Below are 21,894 nucleotides of genomic sequence, written 5' to 3'. Positions count from 1 at the left end.
GCATAAATACATAATCAACGGGTTATTGATCGTAAAATGCCAGACGCTCACGACATGCTGTTTCGAACCCTCGCGGACCCGACCCGCCGGGCGATCTTCGAGCGTCTGTGCCGCGAGGGCGAGCAGACCGTCAGCGCGCTGACGGCGCGGGCGAGGATTTCTCAGCCGGCGGTGTCAAAGCATCTCGGCGTGCTGAAGCAGGCCGGCCTGGTGCGCGATCGCCATGAAGGCAGGCAGACGCATTACAGCGCGCAACTCGGCGCGCTGGCGCCGCTGATCGACTGGACCAGCCAGATGGCCGGCTTCTGGCAGAACCGGTTCGATCACCTCGAAGATCTTCTCAAAAGGATGGATCAATGAACGACACCACCCGTGAGACGCGCTCGGCGATCGTCGAGCGCGAATTTCCTCATCCTCCTGAGAAACTCTGGCGCGCGCTGACGCAACCGCATTTGATGGAGGAGTGGCTGATGAAGAACGACTTCAAGCCCGAGGTCGGACACAGCTTCAATCTGCGCGGCGAGTGGGGCGGCGTGCTGGACTGCAAGGTGCTCACCATCGAGCCGCACAGGACGCTGTCCTACACCTGGAATTTCACACATGAGGATGCCGCCTACAATCTCGAGAGCGTGGTGGTGTTCACGTTGACGCCGACGGCACGCGGCACCCATCTGCGCGTCGAGCAGTCCGGCTTCCAGCCGCATCAGAAGCAGGCCTATGGCGGCGCCCATGCCGGCTGGAAGCAGTTTTTCGAGAAGCTCGATCAGCTGCTGGTGCGGGCGGAGTGAGGATTGCTGCAGCTCCATCCTCGTCATTGCGAGCGAAGCGAAGCAATCCATCGTGCCGCATGCGCGGATAAATGGATTGCTTCCGCCTTCGCCAAGGCTTCGGCAGACAAGTCGTCGCTTCAGCACAAACACATACAACAGGAGATCACATTGAACTGGAACAACTTCATCAGGCAATCGCACCGCTGGCTTTCGATCGTCTTCACGGTTGCCGTCATCATCAACATCATCGCGATGGTCTTGCAGCAGCAGGCGGTCTGGATCGGCCTGCTGGCGCTGTTCCCGCTGATCCCTATGCTGCTCAGCGGCCTGTACCTGTTCGCGCTGCCCTATCTGGCGCCGCGGCGCCGGCTCGGGGGATCGACCTCGGCATCGCAAGTATGATTGATTGGGGCAGCCGAGGAGCGAGGAGGAAGCGATGACGGCATCGGAACGGATCGACCAGATGATCGAGGATCTCGCCGACTGGCGCGGCAAGGCGCTCGCCGGCCTGCGCAAGAGCATCCTCGCTGCAGACCCCGGCATCATCGAGGAATGGAAGTGGATGGGCAGCCCGGTGTGGTCGCGCGACGGCATCATCGCGGTCGGCAACGCGCACAAGGGCAAGGTGAAGCTGACCTTCATGTATGGCGCGCAGCTCCCGGACCCCGACAAGCTGTTCAACACCGGCTTCGAGGGCAATGTGCGGCGCGCGATCGACCTGTTCGAGGGCGACAAGATCAACGCTTCTGCGTTCAAGACCTTGATCCGCGCCGCGATCGAGCTCAACCAGGCCAGGTCAAGGAAGTCGGCGAAGAAGCCGGCAAAGAAGGCGACCGCAGGCGCCCACGCGACCGCGAAGAAAAAGGCGTGAGCTGCGCCGGCATGCGGTTAAGGATCCATCCGAGATGATCACGACCAGAGCGTTTTCGAGCCGAGTGGATACCGGTTCGCGTCAAGAAAACGCGTCAAAACAAGAATCTAGAGCCCGTTCCGATTCAATCGGAACGGAATAGGCTCGCGGCAGCGTCGGACGCGGACGCCATCTCCCTGAAAATGTAGCGCAATAAATCGTTCACCATTGGACATGAAAGTCGCGCGGCCCGCTGATGGTTGTACCGGTATACCGACGCAACTTTGCGGGCGGATGCTAAACTTGTGGCTGTGGAATGAGCGGGCTTCGTGTCGAAACGCCGCGCTGGAATGGCAGTTGCAATGTTCAGTGGATTGGTTGTCCGGCCAGAGATCGTATCGCCGGCCGACGTTGGTATTGCAGCGGGGGCCTGTCCGAGAGCGGAGCAATCTCGCACTCCTCGCGTCCACCACCGTGGTAGCGGCCGGCGTTGGCCCGCACTATCGCAGCCGGCGGACGCTCACCCAATTCAGGGCGAGGATACGCACCTCGCGGTTGCCAAGCGACTGCTGCAGCTCAATTGGATATTGATCGCCGCGATGCTGGTAGTCTTTCTGGGCGCGCTTCTCCTGACCGACTTTCGGGTGCGTGCCGGCAGCTACCTCATCGTCGCAGCGGTGGCCGGCCTCTACGGATCGTTCGGATATTTCAAGATGACGTCGGCTGACAGCGATCCGCGAATCTACGTGCCCCTGTTCGTCCTGCCGCAGATCTTCTGCGTCGCCATGTTGCTCGCGTCACTCGGATACATTGCTGCGGCGGCGAACCTGCCGATGCAGGACGCCAATCTGCTCGCGTTCGACCGGTTCCTTGGTCTGGATTTCCGCGCCTATCTGGACTTCGCCAACGATCGACCGATTCTGATCGGCGTGCTCGCAAAGGCCTACAACTCCATTTGGCTTCAGCTCTTCGCGTTGCTGTCGCTGCTCGGCCTGGTCGGGCACTACCAACGCGCGGCGGAGCTTGTCCTCGCCTTCGCGACAGGCCTTATTGTGACGACCGGAATCTCGACCCTGGTTCCGGCCACCGGCGTCTACGGGGCACTCGGGCTCCTGCCGGCGGACTATTCGCATGTTGAACCAAGCGTCTACTACGACACCTTGAGAGAGCTGCCGCTCGTCCGCAACGGCACCACGAGATTGCTCGACCCGTTTGAACTGGGGCCACTCCTGACGTTTCCGAGCTTTCACGCCGTTTCCGCGGCACTGTACGTGTGGGCCTGCTGGCCGATCCGTTGGCTCAGAGGTGTCGGCTTGATCTGGAACTCGGTGATGCTGGCGGCGACGCCGATCGGAGGCGGTCACTATTTCGTCGACGTCATTGCCGGGCTCGTGGTGGCGGCGGTATCGATCCATGCGGTGAACCGCGTTGGCAGGTATCTCGCGCGATCCGCAGATCCGTTACGGAACGTCTCCCCGCAGCCTTCGACTGCGGCGACATGACAAAGCGTTCTTCTCTGCAAATCTCGGGGACAGAATGCCCTGAACGCCGGCGTCCATGCGGGCTCGCGCGCAGCGACGCTATGCTGAAATGTCGACCGCCTGGCCGGCCTTGCCGGAGTTCTTCTGGAACGACTGCTCGATCAGCACCTTGATCTTCTGCTCGACCGCGGCGCGCTGATCCGGCGTCATGTTCTTCAAATCTTGTTCCGACATGCCCATGCTCTTGAGGATGTTGGCGCGCAAGCGGTCCATCGGGCTCATCTGCGCGTATTTGAGAAATTTCTGTTCGACGGTGTCGGTGGATGAGCTGTCGCCGGCGGCTTGCGAAGACCCCGTGGCGTCGGCGATCAGCGGCTTCTTCAACTTGCCGGTCGTCATGTTGGCTGTGACCGATCCGAAGGCCGATATCGCCGTCATCTGCGCGCGCTTTCCCGTTGCAGTGCTGCAATCGCGGAGCAAATGGCGTGCCAAGCGGTGCCACTGTAAATTCAAGCGGATCGCGGTGGCGCGACGCGCGCCACACGTGCCGCGGGAAATTGCTGCCGGGTGAAGTTTGCCGATAAACCGGCCGTCACGCCTTCGTATGCACGATGACCGGACCCGCAACCCCGTTGCGGCCACTATGCTTTCGTATGCACGACCGGAGCCGCAACCTCGTTGCGGCCACTATGCTTTCGTATGCACGATGACCGGACCCGCAACCGCGGTGGCCTGCCCGACCAGCAGGGGACCGAGATTGTCGTCGATCCAGGCCAGCGCGCGGCGGTTGGCTTCCTCCGCACCGGCATGATTGTTGAACACGCTGATCGCGGTGACGGTGTCGTCGCCGGCATACACCACATAATAGGCCATGAAGCCTTCGACGTCGCTGATGATCGGGATCGCGCCTTCCTTGATCCGGCGCGCGAGTTCTTCGGCGGTGCCGGTTTTTGCCTTGGCCTGGCGGATGGCGGCATACATGGGCTTGCTCCTTCCGGCTGGATCGATCGGGCTGCGCTTCGTGCGCATGCAGGATCGTACGCCGGCTCGGGCGCGGGCGCCATCGGGAACGGGGCGCGGATCAGACGATGCGCTTGCCCGCGAATGGATTCGGCGAGCGGCGGCTGACCGCGGGCTTTGGCAGCCTGGCGAGGCCGGCAGAACCCGGCGCGGATTTCGGCGGCGGCGTGGGCGCGGCTTCCGGCTGCTGCAGAAACAGCGTGGCCTCGAACACTACGCCGGGGGCCTGCTTCGCCGTTCCCATGCACACCGCGCGGTTGCCGCTGAACGAGCCGGTCAGCTGCGCCTCGACCTCGTCGCACCCGAACACGGTGGTGAACGGGCCGTCGGCATAGCGGTGCGTCGTCAGGACCGCCGTGAAGCGGTCCTCGTCAAGCTGATAGGAGCCGCCATATGTGAACATGGCGTCGCCGCCGCTGATCCTGCCATTGTCGAGCTGGACTATTCCGGTGCCTTCGCCCCGCGGCGTCCGGAACCACGCCGCATATTGTCCGTCTCTTTGCATGACCGTCATACAAACAGAAACCCTGCGTTGTCCCCTTGCTACGTTGCAAGCGTCGCGACTGCCACTGTGCACTGCTGCGACGGTTAACGAACCGAGAAGCCGATCGCGCGATTTGCGCGAAGCGGTATCGGACTGGTGCGCGACAACAGCTTGAGTGCATGCGACCGGTCACAAGAGCCTTTCCGTCTCGATTGAATCGAAGCGGGCTCCTGGCTTGTTTTGACGCGCTCCAAATGCCACGGCCCCCGCCAGGGGAGCTGGCGAGGGCCGTGTTGGTACACCGCGCCGCGCCTAGGTTCGCGACGAGATGTGGGAGCTCGTGAAGGTCTTACTCAGGCATGATCCTCATCCGAAATCGTTCGGGATCATGCGGCTAGAAGGGCAAGAGCACGTCGAGAACCTGCTGGCCGTAGCGCGGCTGCTGCACGTCGGTGATCTGGCCGCGGCCGCCATAGGCGATGCGGGCCTGGGCGATCTTCGAGGAGTCGATGGTGTTGTCGCTCTGGATGTCCTCCGGACGCACGATGCCGGCCACGATCAACTCGCGGATCTCGTAGTTGACGCGGATCTCCTGCTTGCCCTCGACCACGAGATTGCCGTTGGGTAGCACTTGGGTGACGACCGCGGCGACGTTGGTCTGCAGCGCTTCCTGCCGGTTCACCGAACCCTTGCCGTCGCTCGAGGCCGCCGAGTCGGCAGTCAGGATGCGGCCGGGCAGGATCTTGTTCGCTTGCGTGATGGTCTGCGATCCCAGGAAGTTGGAGACGCCGGAGTCTTCCTTGTTGGTGCGGCTGCGCTGGGTCTCGTTGGCGATCGCGGCCTTGTCGGTGAAGTTCACCGTGACGGTCAGGATGTCGCCGACGCGCGCGGCGCGCTGGTCCTTGAAGAAGGCGCGAGAGCCGCTGCGCCACAGCGAGTTCGGGCTGTAGGAGGCGACCTCGGGCTTCGGCATCGGCATCTGCACCGGCTTGTAGCCGGGCTGCGTCGTCGGATTGTCGATCGACGTCAGCTTCGGCTGTTCGCCGATCTGGGAGAGACGGTCGATCGAGGAGCAGCCGCTGGCGATCGTTCCGAGTGCGATCAGCGCACCGGTCAGGATGAGGCGGTTGATACGGTACTGGGACATGAACTTTACTCGGCGTTTGGTGCGACTGAACTCAGCTTGACGGGAGCGGAATCTGACGAGGTGGCGTCGGCAACCGGCGCCGGGCGCGGGGTCGCGACCGAAATCGAGACCTCGCCGCGGCCGGTGACGACGCCGGAGACGGCGCGCTTGGATTGCAAATTCATCACGCTGACGACGTCGCCTTCGGCGCCGCCATCCATCGCCTTGCCGCGGATGGTGAGATAGATGCCGGCGGTGCGGTAGATCAGGATGACGTTCTGGTCGCGGGTGACGAGATCGGGCTTTGCCATGTCGGCGACGCGCAGCGCCTGGCCGGCGCGGAGCTGGCGGCGCACCTGCATGCCGACGGCGCTGTCGCGTGCTGCCGCGTCGCTGCCGATTTCGGCCTTCGGACGGCGTTCGACCACCACGTCGGAGGCCTTCAGCACGTCGCCGCGCTCGACATTCCGCGTCAGCACGGCGGCCTCGATGGTTTCGATCGCGGTGCCGGTGAGGCGCAGCTTGTACGGCGCCGTGCCGGCGTCGTTGCTGATCTCGAAGGTGACGTCGAAGCGCGTCGAGCGCGGGTCGTAGCGCACAGCGATCGGCTGCATCGCGCCGGTATTGGTCGACTCCAGCCTGATATCGCCGGGATCGCGGTCGAAGGTCAGCGCGATGTTGCCGGCCCGGCCGAGCCCGTGGCGGCCCTCGAGCGCGCGCGACAGCTGCTGCTCGATCTCCTTGCTGTCGATGGTGCGCGCAAGCCGCGTGACGGTGATCTCCTTCAGCTCGCGGGTGTCGACGCCGATCACCTGGTGTGAGCGCAGTACGTTCAGCACCTGTGCGACCGGCAGCGTGCCCGTGGTGCCGAGGTCCGGCGCGCGGTAGATCGCGATGCTGCCGGCGCTGCCGGCATTGTCGATCAGGTCGCCGACCCGCACGATGTCGTCCGCGACCGTAATGCTGGCGCGCAGCGTCGGCACCGCGATGGTCTCGCTGCGGCTTTGCGCGGCGGCCGAAGTCATCGAGGCCGCGAGCAGCGCTGCTGCAATCAGGAGTGAGCGGGCGATCATCGACATCATCCTCAGCGAAATAGGTTGGAGGTCGACTGCATCATCTGGTCGGCCGCGGAGACCACCTTCGAGTTCATCTCGTAGGCGCGCTGCGCTGCGATCAGGTCGGAGATTTCCGAGACCACCTCGACGTTGGCCTGTTCGAGGTTGCTCTGCTGCATGTCGCCATAGCCGTCGGTGTTGGCGATGCCGTCCTGCGGCTGGCCGGAGGCCGGTGTTTCCGTGAACAGATTGTCGCCGATCGGCATCAGCCCGGCTTTGTTGATGAAGCGGGTCAGGCCGATCTGGCCGATCGTGGTCGATGCGGTCTGGCCCGGCAGCGTCACCGAGACCTGGCCCTGCGCATTGATGGTGAGGCCGGAGGCGTTCTGCGGAATCGTGATCGTCGGCTGCACCGGATTGCCCTGCGCGTTGACGATGCGGCCCTGGTTGTCCATCTGGAACGAGCCGTCGCGGGTGTAGGTGTAGGTGCCGTCCGGCATCAGGATCTTGAAGAAGCCTTCGCCGCGGATCGCGATGTCGAGATCGTTGCCGGTCGGCGACAGCGTGCCCTGGGTCATCAGGCGCGGCGTGCCGACGGTCTTCACGCCGCCGCCGAGGTCGATGCCCATCGGCAGGATGGTGTTCTGGTCGGAGGCCTGCGCGCCGACCCGGCGCACGTGGTCGTAGATCAGGTCCTGGAACGCGGCGCGCTGCTTCTTGTAGCCGGTGGTGCGCAGGTTCGCGATGTTGTTGGAGATCACCTGAACAGAGAGTTCCTGTGCCGCCATTCCGGTCGCAGCGGTATAAAGTGCGCGCATCGGTCAGTCCCCCGGATCAGTTCGGCACGTCGGCGAGCTTCTCGATCGCCGATTTGTGCAGGTCGCTCTGCTGCTGCAGCAGCGAGGCGATTTGGGTGTAGGTCCGCGTGATCTCGATCATGCGGCTCATCTCGACGACGGAATTGACGTTCGACTTCTCGATGAAGCCCTGGCGAACCTGGGCCTTGGTGGCCGGCTGCGCCACCGCGCCTTCGCCGGGTGCGTAGAGATTGCCGCCTTCCTTGAGCAGGCGCTGGGCCTGCGCGAACGAGACCAGGCGCAGCTTGCCGCGGATCGAGTCGAGGCGGGAGGTGCCCTCGAGCACGGTGATGTTGCCGTCGGCGGCGATCGAGACGTCGTGGTCGGTCTGCTGGAAGGTGATCGGGCCGGCGGTGCCCAGCACCTGATAGCCCGAGGCGGTGACCAGCTGGCCGCGGTTGTTGATCGCCAGATTGCCCTCGCGGGTGTAGCGCTCGCCGCCCGGCGTCTGCACCACCAGGAAGGCATTGCCGTCGATCGCGACGTCGAGCGGGTTCTTGGTCTCCTCGGTCGGGCCCTGCGAGAAGTCGTGGAAGGTCGCGCGGTCCTGCACGAACGAGACGCGGCGGTCGGCGGACGCGAAATTGTCCTCGTGCGCGTTCGAGGACAGATATTCCTGGAACAGCGACCGATCGGCCTTGTAGCCGTTGGTGTTCATGTTCGCGATGTTGTTGGAAACGACATCCATCTGCCGTTCCAGCACCATCTGCTTCGATAGGCCGACCAGAAGCGTATTCTGCATCGGTGGTTCTCCCCTGTGAGGCGATCCGAACGCAGGTTCTCCCAAACCTTCACGCCGGACCCGTCGGTAACCATTGGGTTCTCCCAAACCCGCCAGTCACGCCGTGCTCTCAGCGAAAGCCGTGCCAACTTGAAATACTAAGGTATTTGAAAGGCTTAGGTCTCTGGCCGGGCGTCGGAGGGGGCGGCAGAAAGGTCTTGTTGACCATGTTTGCCCGGCAGTTTTTTCCTAGTGGAAGGTAAATCCTAAGGTTCCGTTAACCATTCGGGCCCTAGCGTTGCCGGCGATGGGGCGCGTGTGCGCCGGCGGCATTTGTATCGCGTCTTCAGGCCAAAGCTGGGGCAAATCGCGTTCGCATCCTTCAGAGTGAAGCGAGCGGACGATGGCGGACGAGGAAAAGACGGAAGGCGGCGAAGGCGCGGCCGCTCCGAAGAAGGGCAAGCTCAAGCTGATCATTGCCGTCGTCGGCTTCCTCGTCGTGCTCGGCGCGGGCGCAGGCGGATGGTTTGTCTTCATGCGCGGCCACGGCGAGGAGCAGCACGCCGAGGCGCCGCCGCCGAAACCGCCGAGCTTCGTCGACGTGCCGGACATGCTGGTCAATCTGGTCGGCGCGCCCGGCGAGCGTGTGCAATATCTCAAGCTCAAGCTCGTGCTCGAGGTCAAGGAAGAGAAGCAGGTCGAGGCGATCAAGCCGGCGCTGCCGCGCGTCACCGACCTGTTCCAGACCTATATGCGCGAGCTGCGCCCGAGCGACCTCAACGGCTCGGCCGGCCTGTTCCGCCTCAAGGAGGAGCTGACCAAGCGCGTCAACCTCGCGCTGGCGCCCAACCAGGTCAACGCGGTGCTGTTCAAGGAAGTCGTGATCCAGTGACGGGGCGGATGTAAAGCCATGGCCGGCAACGACCAGATGGACCAGGACGCCATTGCGGCCCAATGGGAAGCCTCGCTCGATTCCGAGGATCCCGCGGCGGCCGCGGCGGAAGCTGCCAAGAATGAGCTCACCGAGAACATGGCGCTGCAATGGGCCGCCATGGTCGAGGACGGCAGCCGCGACTTCGGCAGCAAGACCACCAATGGCGAACGCGTGCTGTCGCAGGAGGAGATCGACAATCTCCTCGGCTTCACGGTCGGCGACGTCAGCCTCGACGATCATTCCGGCATTCGCGCCATCATCGATTCGGCGATGGTGTCCTACGAGCGTCTGCCGATGCTCGAAATCGTGTTCGACCGCCTGGTCCGGTTGATGACGACATCGTTGCGCAACTTCACCTCGGACAACGTCGAAGTCTCGCTCGACCGCATCACCTCGGTGCGGTTCGGCGACTACATGAACTCGATCCCGCTGCCGGCGGTGCTCTCGGTGTTCAAGGCGGAGGAGTGGGAGAATTTCGGTCTCGCCACCGTCGATTCCAGCCTGATCTATTCGATGATCGACGTGCTGCTCGGCGGCCGCCGCGGCCAGACCCAGCTGCGCATCGAGGGCCGACCCTACACCACGATCGAGACCAATCTGGTCAAGCGCCTGGTCGAGGTGGTGCTGTCGGACGCCGAGCAGGCGTTCCGGCCGCTGTCGCCGGTGACCTTCTCGATCGACCGGCTCGAGACCAATCCGCGCTTTGCCGCGATCAGCCGCCCGGCCAACGCCGCGATCCTGGTCCGCCTGCGCATCGACATGGAAGATCGCGGCGGCAACGTCGAGTTGCTGCTGCCCTACGCCACCATCGAGCCGATCCGCAACGTGCTGTTGCAGATGTTCATGGGCGAAAAGTTCGGTCGCGATCCGATCTGGGAAGGTCATTTCGCGACCGAGGTGGCGCAGGCCGAGATTGCGGTCGATGCGGTGCTGTACGAAGCGGACATCCCGCTGAAGGAGCTGATGAAGCTCAAGGTCGGCGACACGCTGCCGCTCGACATCCGCTCCGATGCGCTCGTCTCGGTCCGCTGCGGCAACGTCACGCTGACGGAAGGCCGCATGGGCCGTGTCGGCGACCGGGTCGCGATCCGCGTCACCAAGAATTTGCGTAAACCCCAAACCACCTTCGCGATGTTCGAGAAGGCGGACGAGCGGACCAAGATGATGGAGGCACCATGAGTCATGTGCTTGGACTAGCAATTGAGAGTCTGGTGGCCGTGCTGCTGATGCTGACCATCGGCTATTGCTGGCTGCTCAACAAGCGCCTGCAGCGGCTGAAGGCCGACGAGCATTCGCTGAAGGCGACGATTGCCGAATTGATCACCGCGACCGAGATCGCCGAGCGGGCGATCGGCGGGTTGAAGCACGCGGTGCGCGACGTCAACGAGAACCTCGGCAACCAGCTCGACGCGGCGACGCAGATGTCGGCGCTGCTGAAGACCCAGCTCGCCGAGGGTGACGGCGTGGTCCGCCGCCTGTCCAAGATCGCGCTGGCCGCGCGACCGTCAGAGCCCGCGCGTGCGCCGGCGCAGGCGGCTGCGCCTGCAGCGCCAGCGGCGCCGGCGCCCAGGGTTTCCGCCGCGCGCGCGGTTGCTGCGGCGGCCGAAGCGTTCACCGAGCGCAGGAGGGCCGGCGGCCTCGCTGCATGAAGTTGCTTCGTGACATCAGAGTGATGCCCGTGGTGCTGGTCGCGATCTTCGGCCTGATGGTGCTGAAGGTCGCGGGCCTCGTGCTCGATGGCGGTTACGTGTTTGCCGAGGAGGCGCCGGCCCGCCCGGCCGGCCCGTCCTGGGCGCAACAGAACTTCAACTTCCCCGGTGCCGGCAAGGCAGTGGCCGACAGCAAGCTCAAGGCCGATCCCGGCGACATCACGGGGTCGGTCGAGAACAAGGACGCCAAGAAGGACGAGGCGCCGAAGCCGGCCGCACCGGCCGCGGAGCCGTCCAAGCCCGACGGCGTCGTGGTCAACCTGGATGCGCCGCCGCCGGTGTCGGCATCCGAACGTGCGATCCTGGAACGGCTGCAGTCGCGTCGCCAGGAGCTCGAGACGCGTGCTCGCGAGGTCGAGATCCGCGAGAGCCTGCTGAAAGCCGCAGAGAAGCGAATCGAGGCCAAGGTCGAGGAAGCCAAGGCCAACGATGCCAAGGCGAACGCCGACGCCGCAGCCAAGGCGGAAGCTGAGGCCGCGCGCTTCAAGGGCATCGTCACCATGTACGAGAACATGAAGCCGAAGGACGCCGCCAAGGTGTTCGACCGGCTGGAGATGAACGTGCTCTACCAGATCGCCTCGCAGATCCAGCCGCGCAAGATGTCCGACATTCTGGGCCTGATGCAGCCCGAAGCCGCCGAGCGGCTCACGGTCGAACTCGCCCGCCGCGCCGGCGGCGACAAGTCGGCTTCAACCGACGATCTTCCCAAGATCGAAGGCAAGATGCTCGCGCCGAAGACGAATTGACGGAGCGTTGGCCCTTCACGATCGTCATTCCGGGAGCTCGCGGAGCGAGAACCCCGGAATCCATCCATCCGGAGAGCCTGCGGGCCAATGGACTCCGGGCTGGCGCCAGGAGGCGCGACCCGGAATGACGGACCAACAGAACATTACGTAACCTCCGTGCTCGCAATCCGTTGTCGTTAACAGCTCCTTAACGCCGCCCGATCCAAGATCGGGACGCGTGGGCGAGGGCGCTTCGCGCTGGCTTGCTGAGGTCCGAGAAGACGTTTCGAGATGGCGCGAACGGCTGCCGCTGGAACATGGTCGCAAGGCCGCGCCTGGGCGCGGACCGCGCGTCTGTGCCTGCTCGCCGCCGGCCTTGCTCTCTTTGTATGTCCGACCGCGCTGCGTGCCGAAGACCCGCCGCCGGTGCCGGGTGAGGCGACGTTCTCGGCCGCGAACGGCTATGCCCGGCTGGTGCTGAAGCTGAAGGAAGATGTCGAGTCGGAGGTCACGACCGCCGGCTCGATCATCGTGATCCGCTTCAAGCGTCCGGTCGATATCCCCGTCGAGAAACTGTCGGATGCTGTGCCCGACTATGTCGGCGCCGCGCGCCGCGATCCGGACGGCTCGGCGATCCGGCTGTCGCTGGCGCGCCGCGTCACCGTCAACACCATGACCGCCGGCGAGCGCATCTTCGTCGACTTCCTGCCCGACGGCTGGACCGGCCCGCCGCCATCGCTGCCGCAGGACGTGATCCGCGAACTGGCGGAGCGCGCCCGTGCCGCCGAGCGTCTGCTGCGCATCCAGCGCGCCGCCGATGCCGCCAGGAAGAAGCCGCCAATCCGGGTTCGCGCGCTGGTGCAGCCCACCTTCGTGCGCTTCGTGTTCGAGGTTCCCGACGGGGTCAGCGTCTCCTCGGTGCTGAACGAGCAGAAACTGACGCTGTCCTTCAACTCGGTCCTGGCGTTCGACCTTGCCGATGCCAAGGTCGCCGCCCCGCCGAACGTCGCCTCGATCAGTTCGCGGGCCGATACGGACACTTCGGCGGTCGACGTGACCCTGATTGGCGATGTCGACGTGCATTCGTTCCGCGACGAGAAGAGCTACATCGTCGATGTCGCGTTCCAGCAGAACGAGCAGCAGCCGGCGGCGAAGCCCTCGCAGAGTTCGTTGTTGCCCACGCGCGGCAAACTGAAGGGCGCCGCGGCCATCGCGCCGGTGACATCGGAGAGCTTCGCGCAGCAGGCCAGGATCGAGATCCGTCCCGATCAATCCAAAGCGGAGCCTGCCAAATCTGAGTCTGCCAAGTCTGAGTCTGCCAAGCCTGAATCTGCCAAGTCCGAGCCAGCCAAGCCTGAGCAGAAGTCCGGGCCGCCGCAATCCGAGCCTGCGAAACCCGAACCGGCTACGACCGAACAACCGGCCGCCATGCCGGCGAAGACCGAACAGCCGAGATCGGAGCTGCCCGATCCGGAACTGCCGAAGGTCGTGGCTGCACCAGCGGCCGACGTCGAGAACCCGCCCGCACCGCGCGAGGGCAGTGCCGGCGCCGCGGCAGAGCAGAACAAGGCACCAGTCAGCGAAGCACCGAAGCCCGCCGCTGAGCCATCGCCGCCGGCCGAGGCCCGTGGCAAGTCCATCGCCAAGTCCTCAGTCGATGCCCAGCGCGACAGCGATGGGCTGCGGGTGACATTCTCATTCCCCGGCGCGACGCCGGCGGCGCTGTACCGCCGTGCCGACACCGTGTGGATGGTGTTCGACACGCCTGAGGCGATCGATGTCGACCCGATCCGTGCCAAGGGCGGCGCGCTGATATCAGATGTCAGCCGGATTGCGCTGGAGAACGGGCAGGCGGTACGCTTCCGCCTCAACCGGCCGCAGATGCCGTCGCTCGAAAGCGACGACCGTTCGCGCGGCGTGAGCTGGACGCTGACCTTTGCCGACCGCGTGCAGAAGCCACCTTTGCCGTTGTCAGTGGTGCGCAACATCTCAGAGCCGTCGCTCGCCAATGTCAGCGTGCCGCTCGCCAATCCCGGCCAGCTCCACAGACTGGTCGATCCCGACGCGGGCGATACGCTCTGGATCGTGACCGCACCGCCGCCGACCCGCGGCATCATCAAGCGGCAGGACTTCGTCGAGCTCTCCCTGCTGGAATCGATCCACGGCGTCGTGGTCCATCCGAACGCCGACGACGTCAGGGCCGAGGTCGGCGCCGACAAGGTGATGCTGGGCCGTCCGGGTGGCCTGACGCTGTCATCGGCCGATGTCGCCGCCGAGCGCGCCACCGCGGCGGTGAAGCCGCTGTTCGATCCGGACGTGTGGAGCAAGAACCAGTCGGAGAATTTCCTCAAGCAGCTCGACGGCCTGATCACTGCAGCTTCGACCGCCAGTGCCGAGCAGCTGCCGCAGGCGCGGCTCGATCTCGCCGAGTTCTACATGGCGCGCGGCATGTACCAGGAAGCCCATGGTGTCGCCAACCTGATCCTGTCCGAGAGCAAGCGCGGCAGCGAGACGCCGTCCGTGGTGATGGTGCACGCGGTCGCCAGCATCCTGGTCGGGCACCCGGCGCAGGGCCTGAAGGATCTCGCCAATCCGGCGATCGGCAACGGTTACGATTCCCAATTGTGGAAGGGGCTGGCCTTTGCCCGCGAAGGCAGATGGGCCGAGGCGCGCGAAAAATTCAAGAATTCCGAGTTCGCGGTCGCGACCTTGCCGCCAGACCTGCAGCGCATCGTCACCATTGATTCGATGAAGGCCTCGCTCGAGGTCAAGGACTATGCCGGCGCCGCGCGGCGCAAGAGCGATCTCGACGTGGTCGGCGTTCCCGACGCGATCAAGCCTGCGGTTGCGGTGCTGCGCGGCCGGCTCGCCGAAGCGCTCGGCCAGGAGAAGGATGCGCTCGACGCCTACCGCTTCGCCGCCAATTCGGCCGACCGTCAGGCAGCCGCCGAAGGCAGGCTGCTCGAGACGCTGCTCAAGCAGAAGCGCGGCGAGATCGGCCGCGACGATGTGCTGAAGGAGCTCGAGCTGTTGTCGATGCTGTGGCGCGGCGACAATATCGAGCTGAAGACGCTCTATGTGCTGTCGAAGATCTATGCCGAGACCGCGCGTTATTCCGACGCCTTCGCGGTGACGCGCGCCGCGACCCGGTTGCAGCCGAACGCGCCGGAATCGCGCCAGGCGCAGGATGCCGCCTCGGCGCTGTTCGTGCAGCTCTATCTCGGCCCGAAGGGCGACGAGATGGCGCCGATCGACGCGCTCGGCACCTTCTACGAATATCGCGAATTGACGCCGATCGGTCGCCGCGGCGACGAGATGATCCGCCGTCTTGCCGATCGTCTCGTCGGCGTCGACCTGCTCGACCAGGCCGCCGACCTCTTGCAATACCAGGTCGACAAGCGGCTCGAAGGCGCCGCACGCGCCCAGGTCGCCGCGCGGCTTGCGATGGTCTACCTGATGAACCGCAAGCCCGACCGCGCCATTGCCGCGCTGCGTTCGACGCGGATCGCGGATCTCTCCGGCGAACTGCGCCAGCAGCGGCTGCTGCTCGAAGCGCGCGCGCAGAGCGACGTCGGCCGGCACGACCTCGCGCTCGACATCATCTCGAACATCACCGGCCGCGAGGCGGTCCGGCTGCGTTCGGACATCTATTGGGCGTCGCGGCACTGGCGCGAGGCGTCCGAGCAGATCGAACTCTACTACGGCGACCGCTGGCGCGACTTCACGCCGCTCAACGCGAGCGAGAAGGCCGACGTCATCCGCGCCGTGGTCGGCTACGCGCTCGCAGAGGATGCCATCGGACTATCCCGATTCCGCGAAAAATACGCGCCGCTGATGTCCGGCGATGCCGACAGGCTGGCGTTCGATTCGGCCAGCAAGCCGGTCGCGACCTCGAGCGCCGAATTCGCCCAGATCGCGCGGATGGCCGCCAGCGTCGACACGCTCGACGGCTTCATCCGCGAGATGAAGACCCGCTTCCCCGATGCCACCGCCCGCGCGCCGCTGCCCGATCCGGTGTCGACCGGATCGGTGCCCGACATGCCGAAGGCGGCGCCGGTGAGCGTGCTGCCGGCGATCAAGGGCGAGCGCCGCGCCAGCGCCGCCCAGTAGCCGCGCCGGCTTTACGGTCCGGGCGTCACCCACGCGGTCGAAATGATCCCTTTGTCGTCGAGTGCGATGCGCCAATGCGTGGCGCCGTTAGCCTGTCTGACGCTATAGACGTCCTCGCCCTGCTCGCCGACACCGAGAAAGCGGATCGACTGGATGTTGCCGAGGTCCGCGAGCGGCTGAAGCCACTGCATCTGCTTGCGGGTGGCCGCCGCCAGCGCCGGGCTCATCTCGTTGTAGTCGGGATTCCCCGATGCGATCCCATCGATCAGGCGATGAAGCGCCGCCTCGGTTCCGGGACTGGGCGCCTGGTTCTTGACGCGCTCCGCGGTCTGATCGGCGATCTTCGTGGCCGTCGCGGCGTCGATACGCACCATCGGAATATCGCTGCCATTCTGATGCAGAACCAGCGAGGTGGCGCGTCCGTCCGGTCCGACCACGAAGCTGACCTGCGCATCGACAATCCTGGCGAAGAATTCGGTTGCGCTCTCCGCAAAGAACCGCACCGGGCGCTGTCCGGTGAGCTGCATCACCAGATGCTGTCCATCGGGCGTCACCGTGAACACGGCGCGGTCGTTGAGCCGGTAGAAGCCGGCATAATGATCGAGCACGGCTGGGTCGACGGCGATCTCCTGCCGCGCTGCGATTGGTGGTGATTCCACAGCGGGCCCTGCAGCCTGGCCCAACGTGTTTGGCGGCCCGGCGAACTGGATCCGCGTCGCCAGCGTGTTCCAGTCTCGCTGGCCGAACAGCCTGGCGATCAGCTCCAGGCTGTCGCTGTGGGTGAGGGGGATCGATTTGGCGCCGAGCGCATCGCGCAGCGTTTGCGCCATGGCCTTGGCATCACGGAAGTCGCGCATGGAGTGGTCCTCTGCATCGACGAACGGAAAGCGTCAGGGGCTTGCGTTGCTGACCCGTTCGCGCGGGCAAAGGAAGCCTGAAACCGGCTTGATACATTCACCGTCCCCGGGCGGGGTGCAAGCGGCGGGTAGTATCGACCCGGGTCGAATGTTCGCCGCAGACCCGCAATTTGTCAATTGCAACAGCCCGTGATCGCCTGCGTCCTCTCGACATCCTGCTGCCAATTCGGCAACCATGGCTGATATCGCCAGCCGGGAGGACGTCGTCACATGAGCAAGCCGATCAAGACCGAAGCCGAACTCATCGCGATGGCGCGGGCCGAGCTGAAGGTGCATGCCGACTGCCCCGACGGCATCGACATTTCGGTGCTGCGCGACGGCGACAGCTGGGAATTCCGCGCCAGCGCCAATGAGGCCACGGTGGCGAGGCCCGGCTATCCCGAATGCGTCGCGATGCTGGTGCAGATCGGCGACCACCTCAGCAAGCAGTTTGATGTGAAGGGATCGGCATGATCCGGAAAAGTGCGAAGCGGTTTTCCGGTGCGACAAACGTACAGCGTTTGCGCACAGATCATGCTCAAACAATGAGCTAACGCGCGATGACAATTCGACTCAATCTCAACGTGCTTTAGCGGCTGCGGCGAAGGAGGATCGATGGACCGCATCGACGCCATGAAGGTCTTCGTCGCGGCGGTCGACGAGGGCAGCCTTGCCGGCGCGGGCCGGAAACTGCGGCGATCGCCGGCGGCGGTCAGCCGGGCGATCGCGTTTCTCGAGCATCACGTCGGCGCCGAGCTGCTTCATCGCACCACGCGGTCGCTGAAGCTGAGCGATGCCGGCGAGCGTTATGCATCGGCGTGCCGGCGCATCCTCACCGAGCTCGAGGAGGCCGAGATCTCGGCCGGCAGTGAGCGGGCCGCGCCGCGCGGCACACTCACCATCACCGCGCCCATTGTCGTCGGCGAGGATGTGCTACGGCCGGTGCTCGACGCGTTCATGACGGAATATCCGGCGGTGTCGGTGCGGCTCGTGATGCTTGATCGCACTGTCAATCTGATCGACGAGGGCATCGACGTTGCGCTGCGCATCGCCCATCTCGCCGATTCCAGTTTCGTCGCGATCAAGGTCGGCGAGGTGCGCCGCGTGGTCGCGGCATCGCCGGGCTATCTCGCGCAGCATCCGTTGATTGGCGAGCCGGCCGATCTGGCGAAACAGCAGATCATCGCGATGACGCATTTCGGGCTGGACTCCTGGAGCTTTCCGCCGGCCGCCAAGTCGAAGATCGCGCGCGCGGTCCAGTTCACCCCGCGGCTGGTCGTCAATACGGTGCGGGCAGCAGTTGCCTCGGCCAGCGAGGGGCATGGCGTCACCCGGCTGTTCTCGTATCATATCGCCGAGGAAATCCGCGACCGACGGCTGCACATCCTGCTCGCCGGCGACGAGCCTCCACCGTTGCCGGTGCACCTGCTGGCCCCGCAGGGCCGCTTCGACGTGCCGAAGGTGCGCGCCTTCGTCGATTTCGCGACGCCGCGGCTGAGACGCTACTTCGAGCGGCTCTCCCGCGAGGCCAGCCAGGCCGATGCCAGTCGTTCGCGGCGCGGAAGGGTGTCTGCCGAATAGCGGGCATTCGCACGGGATGCGGATGTATCTAGGTTCCCCTCCATCGAAGCGGCGCTGGGTCGCTTCAGCAACGGATGGAGAGAAATCATGGGTGCAGAGCAGAAGGTTGCCATCATCACCGGTGCGTCGCAGGGCCTCGGCGAGGCGATCCTGAAGGGTTATCGCGACCGCAACTGGCGCGTCGTCGCCAACTCCCGCAACATCAAGCCGTCGACGGATCCGGATGTTCTGACTGTAGCGGGCGACATCGGCGATCCCGAGGTTGCCGAGCGCACCGTCAAGCAGGCGCTCGGGCATTTCGGCCGGATCGACACGCTGGTCAACAACGCCGGCATCTTCGTCGCCAAGCCGTTCACCGATCATACCGACCAGGACTATGCGGCGGTGCTGGCGACCAACCTCAACGGCTTCTTCTACATCACCCGCCGCGTCGCCAAGGAAATGGTGAAGCAGGGATCCGGGCACATCGTGCAGATCACGACCAGCCTGGTCGATCACGCCAACAGCAATGTGCCCTCGGTGCTGGCGTCGCTGACCAAGGGTGGTCTCGCCGCCGCGACCAAGTCGCTCGCGATCGAATACGCCGCCAAGGGTATCCGCGTGAATGCTGTTGCGCCCGGCGTGATCAAGACCCCGATGCACGCGCCCGAGACGCACGACTATCTCGCCAAGCTGCATCCGGTCGGCCGAATGGGCGAGATGAAGGACATCGCCGACGCCGTGCTGTTCCTGGAAGGCGCGGGCTTCGTCACCGGCGAGATCCTGCACGTCGATGGCGGCCAGAGCGCCGGCCACTGAAGCACCACCAGGAGCGTGTCATGCCTATCGTCACTATCCAGGTCACGCGTGAAGGGACGACGCCAGGGGCGTCGTCGACCACGCCGGAGCAGAAGGCGGCCCTGATCAAGGGCAGCAGCGAACTGCTCCGCGACGTGCTCGGCAAGCCCATGGAATCGACCTTCGTCGTCATCGAGGAAGTCGACACCGACAATTGGGGCTGGGGCGGACTGCCCGCGCTGGAATATCGGAAGAAACGGGCCGCTGCAGCGGCTTCCCGCTGACGGCTTTGGGCCGATCGAACGACCACCTCTCCCAACCGGGAGAGGTGAGGTGTGATCGCGGCGAGCGATTGCTGCAATCGGAACTAATCATTTTTCACGAACGGTCGGAAGGCCTATTGCCATGTCTATGTCAGCCAATGTCGATCACCACAGGCACCACCGCGTTGAGCCGCATCGCGATGCCGGCAAGCCGTTGTGGGTTTCCGCGGCAGCGGGCTTGTGTGCCTCGCTGGTCGGGCTTGGGCTGGCGCGCTTCGCCTATACGCCGCTGATCCCGGCGCTCATCGCAGCGAAGTGGTTCACGCCGGCGGAAGCGGTCTATCTCGGCGCCGCCAACCTCGCCGGTTATCTCGCCGGCGCGTTGATCGCGCGCGACCTCGGCGCGCGGATCGGCTCGGTGTGGGCGTTGCGCGGCATGATGGTGCTGGCGGCGATCAGCTGCTTTGCCTGCGCAGTGCCGATCTCCTTCGTCTGGTTCTTCGGCTTCCGCTTCCTCGCCGGAATCAGCGGTGGCGTCATCATGGTGCTGGCGGCGACTGCGATCCTGCCGCACACCGCGCCGAGCAAGCGCGGCCTGATTGGCGGCGTGATCTTCGCCGGCGTTGGCCTCGGCATCGCCGCGTCAGGCACGCTGGTGCCGTTGTTGCTGCAACAGGGCGTCAAGCAGGCCTGGTACGGCCTTGGTGCGCTGTCGGCGGTGTTGACCTTGATCAGCTGGAAGGCGTGGCCGGCGGAAGCGCCCGCCGCGCATGTCGCGGCGGAGCCGCCTGTCGCTATGCATGGTGTGCGCTCGCCGCTGGTGCTCGCGCTGTGCGTGGAATACGGCCTCAACGCGCTGGCGCTGGTGCCGCACATGGTGTTCCTGGTCGATTTCGTCGCCCGTGGACTCGGGCAGGGGATCGCCGCGGGATCGTACTACTGGGTGCTGTATGGCATCGGTGCCGTGGTCGGCCCGCTCTTGACCGGACATCTCGCCGATCGCGCCGGTTTCGCTGCGGCGCTGCGCGCGGCGTTCCTGATCGAGGCCGTTGCGGTCGCGCTGCCCGCCGTGACCACATCGCCCGCCGCGCTGATCGTGTCGAGCCTCATCGTCGGCGGCTTCACGCCCGGCATCGTGCCGCTGGTGATCGGCCGCATCCACGAGCTGATCCCGCATTCGGCCGCGAGCCAGCGCTCCGCCTGGGCGCAGGCCACCACGACCTTCGCGCTGTTCCAGGCGGCGGGCGCCTACGGCCTGTCCTATCTGTTCGCGCAGAGCGGCGGCAACTATGCGCTGCTGTTCGTGATCGGCGCGGCCGGCGTGGCCGCAGCGCTCGCGATCGAACTGGTCAGCGTCCTCGTGCTCGGGCGCAAGCCGAGCTAACCGCGCAACGCGTTCGTCAAGCCTTCGACGAGGCGGTCGACATCCGCCTCGTCGTTGTAGACGTGCGGCGATATCCGCATCCGGCCGAGCCGCAGTGCGACATGGATATTCTCGGCGGCGAGCCGCGCGATCAGCTCCTTCGGGATGCCGCCCACCATGCCGAGGCTCAGGATGTGCGGCGCGCGCACGCCGCGCGCCAGCACGTCGAGCCCGAGGTCACGTACACCATCGGCGATCCGCTGTGTCAGCATCGCGAGCCGCTCGCTGACGGCGCCGGCGCCCCATTCGGCCATCATCTCCATGCCGATCGACGCCATCTCCAGCGTGATGAAATGATCGCGCTCGCCCATGTCGTAGCGGCGGGCATTGTCGACATAGCCGAGATCGCCGAAATAGACCGCGTTCTCGGAGTTGACGTTGCGGCGGCCGGCGGAGGTCTGCTCCAGCGGCACGCCGTTCTGGTGACGCTTTGCGATGTAGAGGAAGGCGCGGCCGTAAGGGCCGATCAGCCATTTGTAGGTCGGGAAGATCACCGCATCCGGATCGAGCTTCGTCACGTCCATCGCCACGACGCCGGCGCTCTGCGTCGCGTCGATCGCGAACATCGCACCCTGTCGGCGCAGCGCGGTCTGCACCCTGTCGACGTCGATTATGCCCCCGTCCGACCAGTGCACCGACGAGATCGAGGCGAGGCCCACCGGCGGTGCGGCGGAGCGCTCGATCGTTGCGAGCACCGCCGATGTCCAGTCGCCGTCGGCTGGCTGCGGCACGGTGTCGATGACGAACCCTTGCGCTTCTGCGCGGGCATGCCATTCGAGGACCGGCGAGGAGTGATCATTTTCCAGCACGACGACGCGGGTGCCGCGCGGAATGGTCAACGCTTTCGCGATCGTCGCGACGCCGTAGCTGATCGCTGGGATCAGCGCGACGTCACCCGGATCGGCGTTGATGAGGCGAGCGGCTGCGGTGCGGGCGCGCTCATGCTGGCGGCCGGCGAAACCGGGGTCGATCGTCCAGGGCTGGCCCTTGCGCCCGACGGCCACGCGGCCAGCCTCCAGCGTCTTCAGCGGCAGCGGGCTGTAGGACGCCGAATTCAGGTAGCAGACCTCGCGTGGGATCTCGAACAGATGGCGCTGGGAAGGAAGCATGTC

24 protein-coding genes are annotated in these 21,894 nt (G+C 65.2%); 15 read left to right on the top strand and 9 right to left on the bottom strand.

All coding sequences use genetic code 11. The features are described from left to right. Positions 1–36 precede the first annotated feature (36 nt). From JQ507_21860 to JQ507_21840, 5 genes are all read left to right on the top strand, one after another. On the top strand, positions 37–360 hold the full coding sequence (locus JQ507_21860) for a winged helix-turn-helix transcriptional regulator (GenBank protein QRI67608.1): 324 nt from the start codon (positions 37–39) through the stop codon (positions 358–360). Further along, on the top strand, positions 357–788 hold the full coding sequence (locus JQ507_21855) for an SRPBCC domain-containing protein (protein QRI67607.1): 432 nt from the start codon (positions 357–359) through the stop codon (positions 786–788). The genes JQ507_21860 and JQ507_21855 overlap by 4 nt, the downstream gene beginning before the upstream one ends. Positions 789–938: 150 nt before the next feature. Then, positions 939–1,172: a hypothetical protein gene (locus JQ507_21850; protein QRI73456.1), complete on the top strand. Its 234-nt coding sequence runs from the start codon at positions 939–941 to the stop codon at positions 1,170–1,172. Between the two features lie 34 nt (positions 1,173–1,206). After that, entirely contained in the window at positions 1,207–1,641 is a 435-nt protein-coding gene (locus tag JQ507_21845) for a DUF1801 domain-containing protein (protein QRI67606.1), read from the top strand. 578 nt (positions 1,642–2,219) lie between these two features. Further along, positions 2,220–3,122 carry a phosphatase PAP2 family protein gene (locus JQ507_21840; GenBank protein ID QRI67605.1) on the top strand — a complete coding sequence of 301 codons (903 nt, stop codon included), beginning with the start codon at positions 2,220–2,222 and terminating at the stop codon, positions 3,120–3,122. Positions 3,123–3,200: 78 nt separating this feature from the next. Here JQ507_21840 and JQ507_21835 read toward each other — a convergent pair whose 3' ends face one another. From JQ507_21835 to flgF, 7 genes are all read right to left on the bottom strand, one after another. Continuing rightward, complete coding sequence (locus JQ507_21835; GenBank protein ID QRI67604.1) at positions 3,201–3,743, bottom strand: hypothetical protein; 543 nt, start codon at positions 3,741–3,743, stop codon at positions 3,201–3,203. A gap of 45 nt (positions 3,744–3,788) precedes the next feature. After that, the gene (locus tag JQ507_21830) at positions 3,789–4,082 is read right to left on the bottom strand and encodes an antibiotic biosynthesis monooxygenase (protein ID QRI67603.1); all 294 of its coding nucleotides are present in this window, start codon (positions 4,080–4,082) and stop codon (positions 3,789–3,791) included. 100 nt (positions 4,083–4,182) lie between these two features. Further along, positions 4,183–4,626 carry a hypothetical protein gene (locus JQ507_21825; GenBank protein QRI67602.1) on the bottom strand — a complete coding sequence of 148 codons (444 nt, stop codon included), beginning with the start codon at positions 4,624–4,626 and terminating at the stop codon, positions 4,183–4,185. Positions 4,627–4,999: 373 nt separating this feature from the next. Continuing rightward, positions 5,000–5,752: a flagellar basal body L-ring protein FlgH gene (locus JQ507_21820; GenBank protein QRI67601.1), complete on the bottom strand. Its 753-nt coding sequence runs from the start codon at positions 5,750–5,752 to the stop codon at positions 5,000–5,002. 5 nt (positions 5,753–5,757) lie between these two features. Further along, positions 5,758–6,813 carry a flagellar basal body P-ring formation protein FlgA gene (flgA, locus tag JQ507_21815; protein ID QRI67600.1) on the bottom strand — a complete coding sequence of 352 codons (1,056 nt, stop codon included), beginning with the start codon at positions 6,811–6,813 and terminating at the stop codon, positions 5,758–5,760. 2 nt (positions 6,814–6,815) lie between these two features. Beyond that, positions 6,816–7,604 (bottom strand): flagellar basal-body rod protein FlgG, encoded by a 789-nt coding sequence (gene flgG, locus JQ507_21810; protein QRI67599.1) that lies wholly within the window; start codon positions 7,602–7,604, stop codon positions 6,816–6,818. 16 nt (positions 7,605–7,620) lie between these two features. Next, entirely contained in the window at positions 7,621–8,385 is a 765-nt protein-coding gene (gene flgF / locus JQ507_21805; protein ID QRI67598.1) for a flagellar basal-body rod protein FlgF, read from the bottom strand. A 382-nt stretch (positions 8,386–8,767) separates the two neighbouring features. Between flgF and fliL the strand changes: the two genes are divergently transcribed. The 5 genes from fliL to JQ507_21780 all read left to right on the top strand — a co-directional run bounded on the left by fliL (position 8,768) and on the right by JQ507_21780 (position 15,842). Then, positions 8,768–9,256 carry a flagellar basal body-associated protein FliL gene (gene fliL / locus JQ507_21800; GenBank protein ID QRI67597.1) on the top strand — a complete coding sequence of 163 codons (489 nt, stop codon included), beginning with the start codon at positions 8,768–8,770 and terminating at the stop codon, positions 9,254–9,256. An 18-nt stretch (positions 9,257–9,274) separates the two neighbouring features. Next, the gene (gene fliM, locus JQ507_21795) at positions 9,275–10,477 is read left to right on the top strand and encodes a flagellar motor switch protein FliM (GenBank protein ID QRI67596.1); all 1,203 of its coding nucleotides are present in this window, start codon (positions 9,275–9,277) and stop codon (positions 10,475–10,477) included. After that, the gene (locus tag JQ507_21790; GenBank protein QRI67595.1) at positions 10,474–10,947 is read left to right on the top strand and encodes a chemotaxis protein; all 474 of its coding nucleotides are present in this window, start codon (positions 10,474–10,476) and stop codon (positions 10,945–10,947) included. The genes fliM and JQ507_21790 overlap by 4 nt, the downstream gene beginning before the upstream one ends. Then, positions 10,944–11,753, top strand: a complete 810-nt coding sequence (locus JQ507_21785; protein ID QRI67594.1) for a flagellar protein FlbB — start codon at positions 10,944–10,946, stop codon at positions 11,751–11,753. The genes JQ507_21790 and JQ507_21785 overlap by 4 nt, the downstream gene beginning before the upstream one ends. Positions 11,754–12,023: 270 nt before the next feature. Further along, positions 12,024–15,842: a tetratricopeptide repeat protein gene (locus JQ507_21780; GenBank protein ID QRI67593.1), complete on the top strand. Its 3,819-nt coding sequence runs from the start codon at positions 12,024–12,026 to the stop codon at positions 15,840–15,842. 11 nt (positions 15,843–15,853) lie between these two features. Here JQ507_21780 and JQ507_21775 read toward each other — a convergent pair whose 3' ends face one another. Further along, positions 15,854–16,699: a DUF3471 domain-containing protein gene (locus tag JQ507_21775; GenBank protein QRI67592.1), complete on the bottom strand. Its 846-nt coding sequence runs from the start codon at positions 16,697–16,699 to the stop codon at positions 15,854–15,856. A 270-nt stretch (positions 16,700–16,969) separates the two neighbouring features. Between JQ507_21775 and JQ507_21770 the strand changes: the two genes are divergently transcribed. The 5 genes from JQ507_21770 to JQ507_21750 all read left to right on the top strand — a co-directional run bounded on the left by JQ507_21770 (position 16,970) and on the right by JQ507_21750 (position 20,743). Next, on the top strand, positions 16,970–17,212 hold the full coding sequence (locus JQ507_21770; protein ID QRI67591.1) for a hypothetical protein: 243 nt from the start codon (positions 16,970–16,972) through the stop codon (positions 17,210–17,212). 141 nt (positions 17,213–17,353) lie between these two features. Then, on the top strand, positions 17,354–18,319 hold the full coding sequence (locus JQ507_21765) for a LysR family transcriptional regulator (GenBank protein ID QRI67590.1): 966 nt from the start codon (positions 17,354–17,356) through the stop codon (positions 18,317–18,319). A gap of 87 nt (positions 18,320–18,406) precedes the next feature. Next, positions 18,407–19,117: an SDR family oxidoreductase gene (locus JQ507_21760; GenBank protein ID QRI67589.1), complete on the top strand. Its 711-nt coding sequence runs from the start codon at positions 18,407–18,409 to the stop codon at positions 19,115–19,117. Between the two features lie 20 nt (positions 19,118–19,137). Next, positions 19,138–19,380, top strand: coding sequence for a 4-oxalocrotonate tautomerase family protein (locus JQ507_21755; GenBank protein QRI67588.1), 243 nt, complete (start codon positions 19,138–19,140; stop codon positions 19,378–19,380). A 127-nt stretch (positions 19,381–19,507) separates the two neighbouring features. Then, entirely contained in the window at positions 19,508–20,743 is a 1,236-nt protein-coding gene (locus tag JQ507_21750) for a YbfB/YjiJ family MFS transporter (GenBank protein QRI73455.1), read from the top strand. Here JQ507_21750 and JQ507_21745 read toward each other — a convergent pair. Then, a complete protein-coding gene (locus JQ507_21745) occupies positions 20,740–21,891 on the bottom strand; it encodes an aminotransferase class V-fold PLP-dependent enzyme (GenBank protein ID QRI67587.1) in 1,152 nt (383 codons plus the stop codon). The genes JQ507_21750 and JQ507_21745 overlap by 4 nt on opposite strands. Between the last annotated feature and the right edge of the window lie 3 nt (positions 21,892–21,894).

Origin of the sequence: Bradyrhizobium sp. PSBB068, assembly GCA_016839165.1 — a bacterium.
In the GTDB taxonomy this organism is placed as follows: domain Bacteria; phylum Pseudomonadota; class Alphaproteobacteria; order Rhizobiales; family Xanthobacteraceae; genus Bradyrhizobium.
This window is presented reverse-complemented; position numbering and strand designations above follow the sequence as displayed.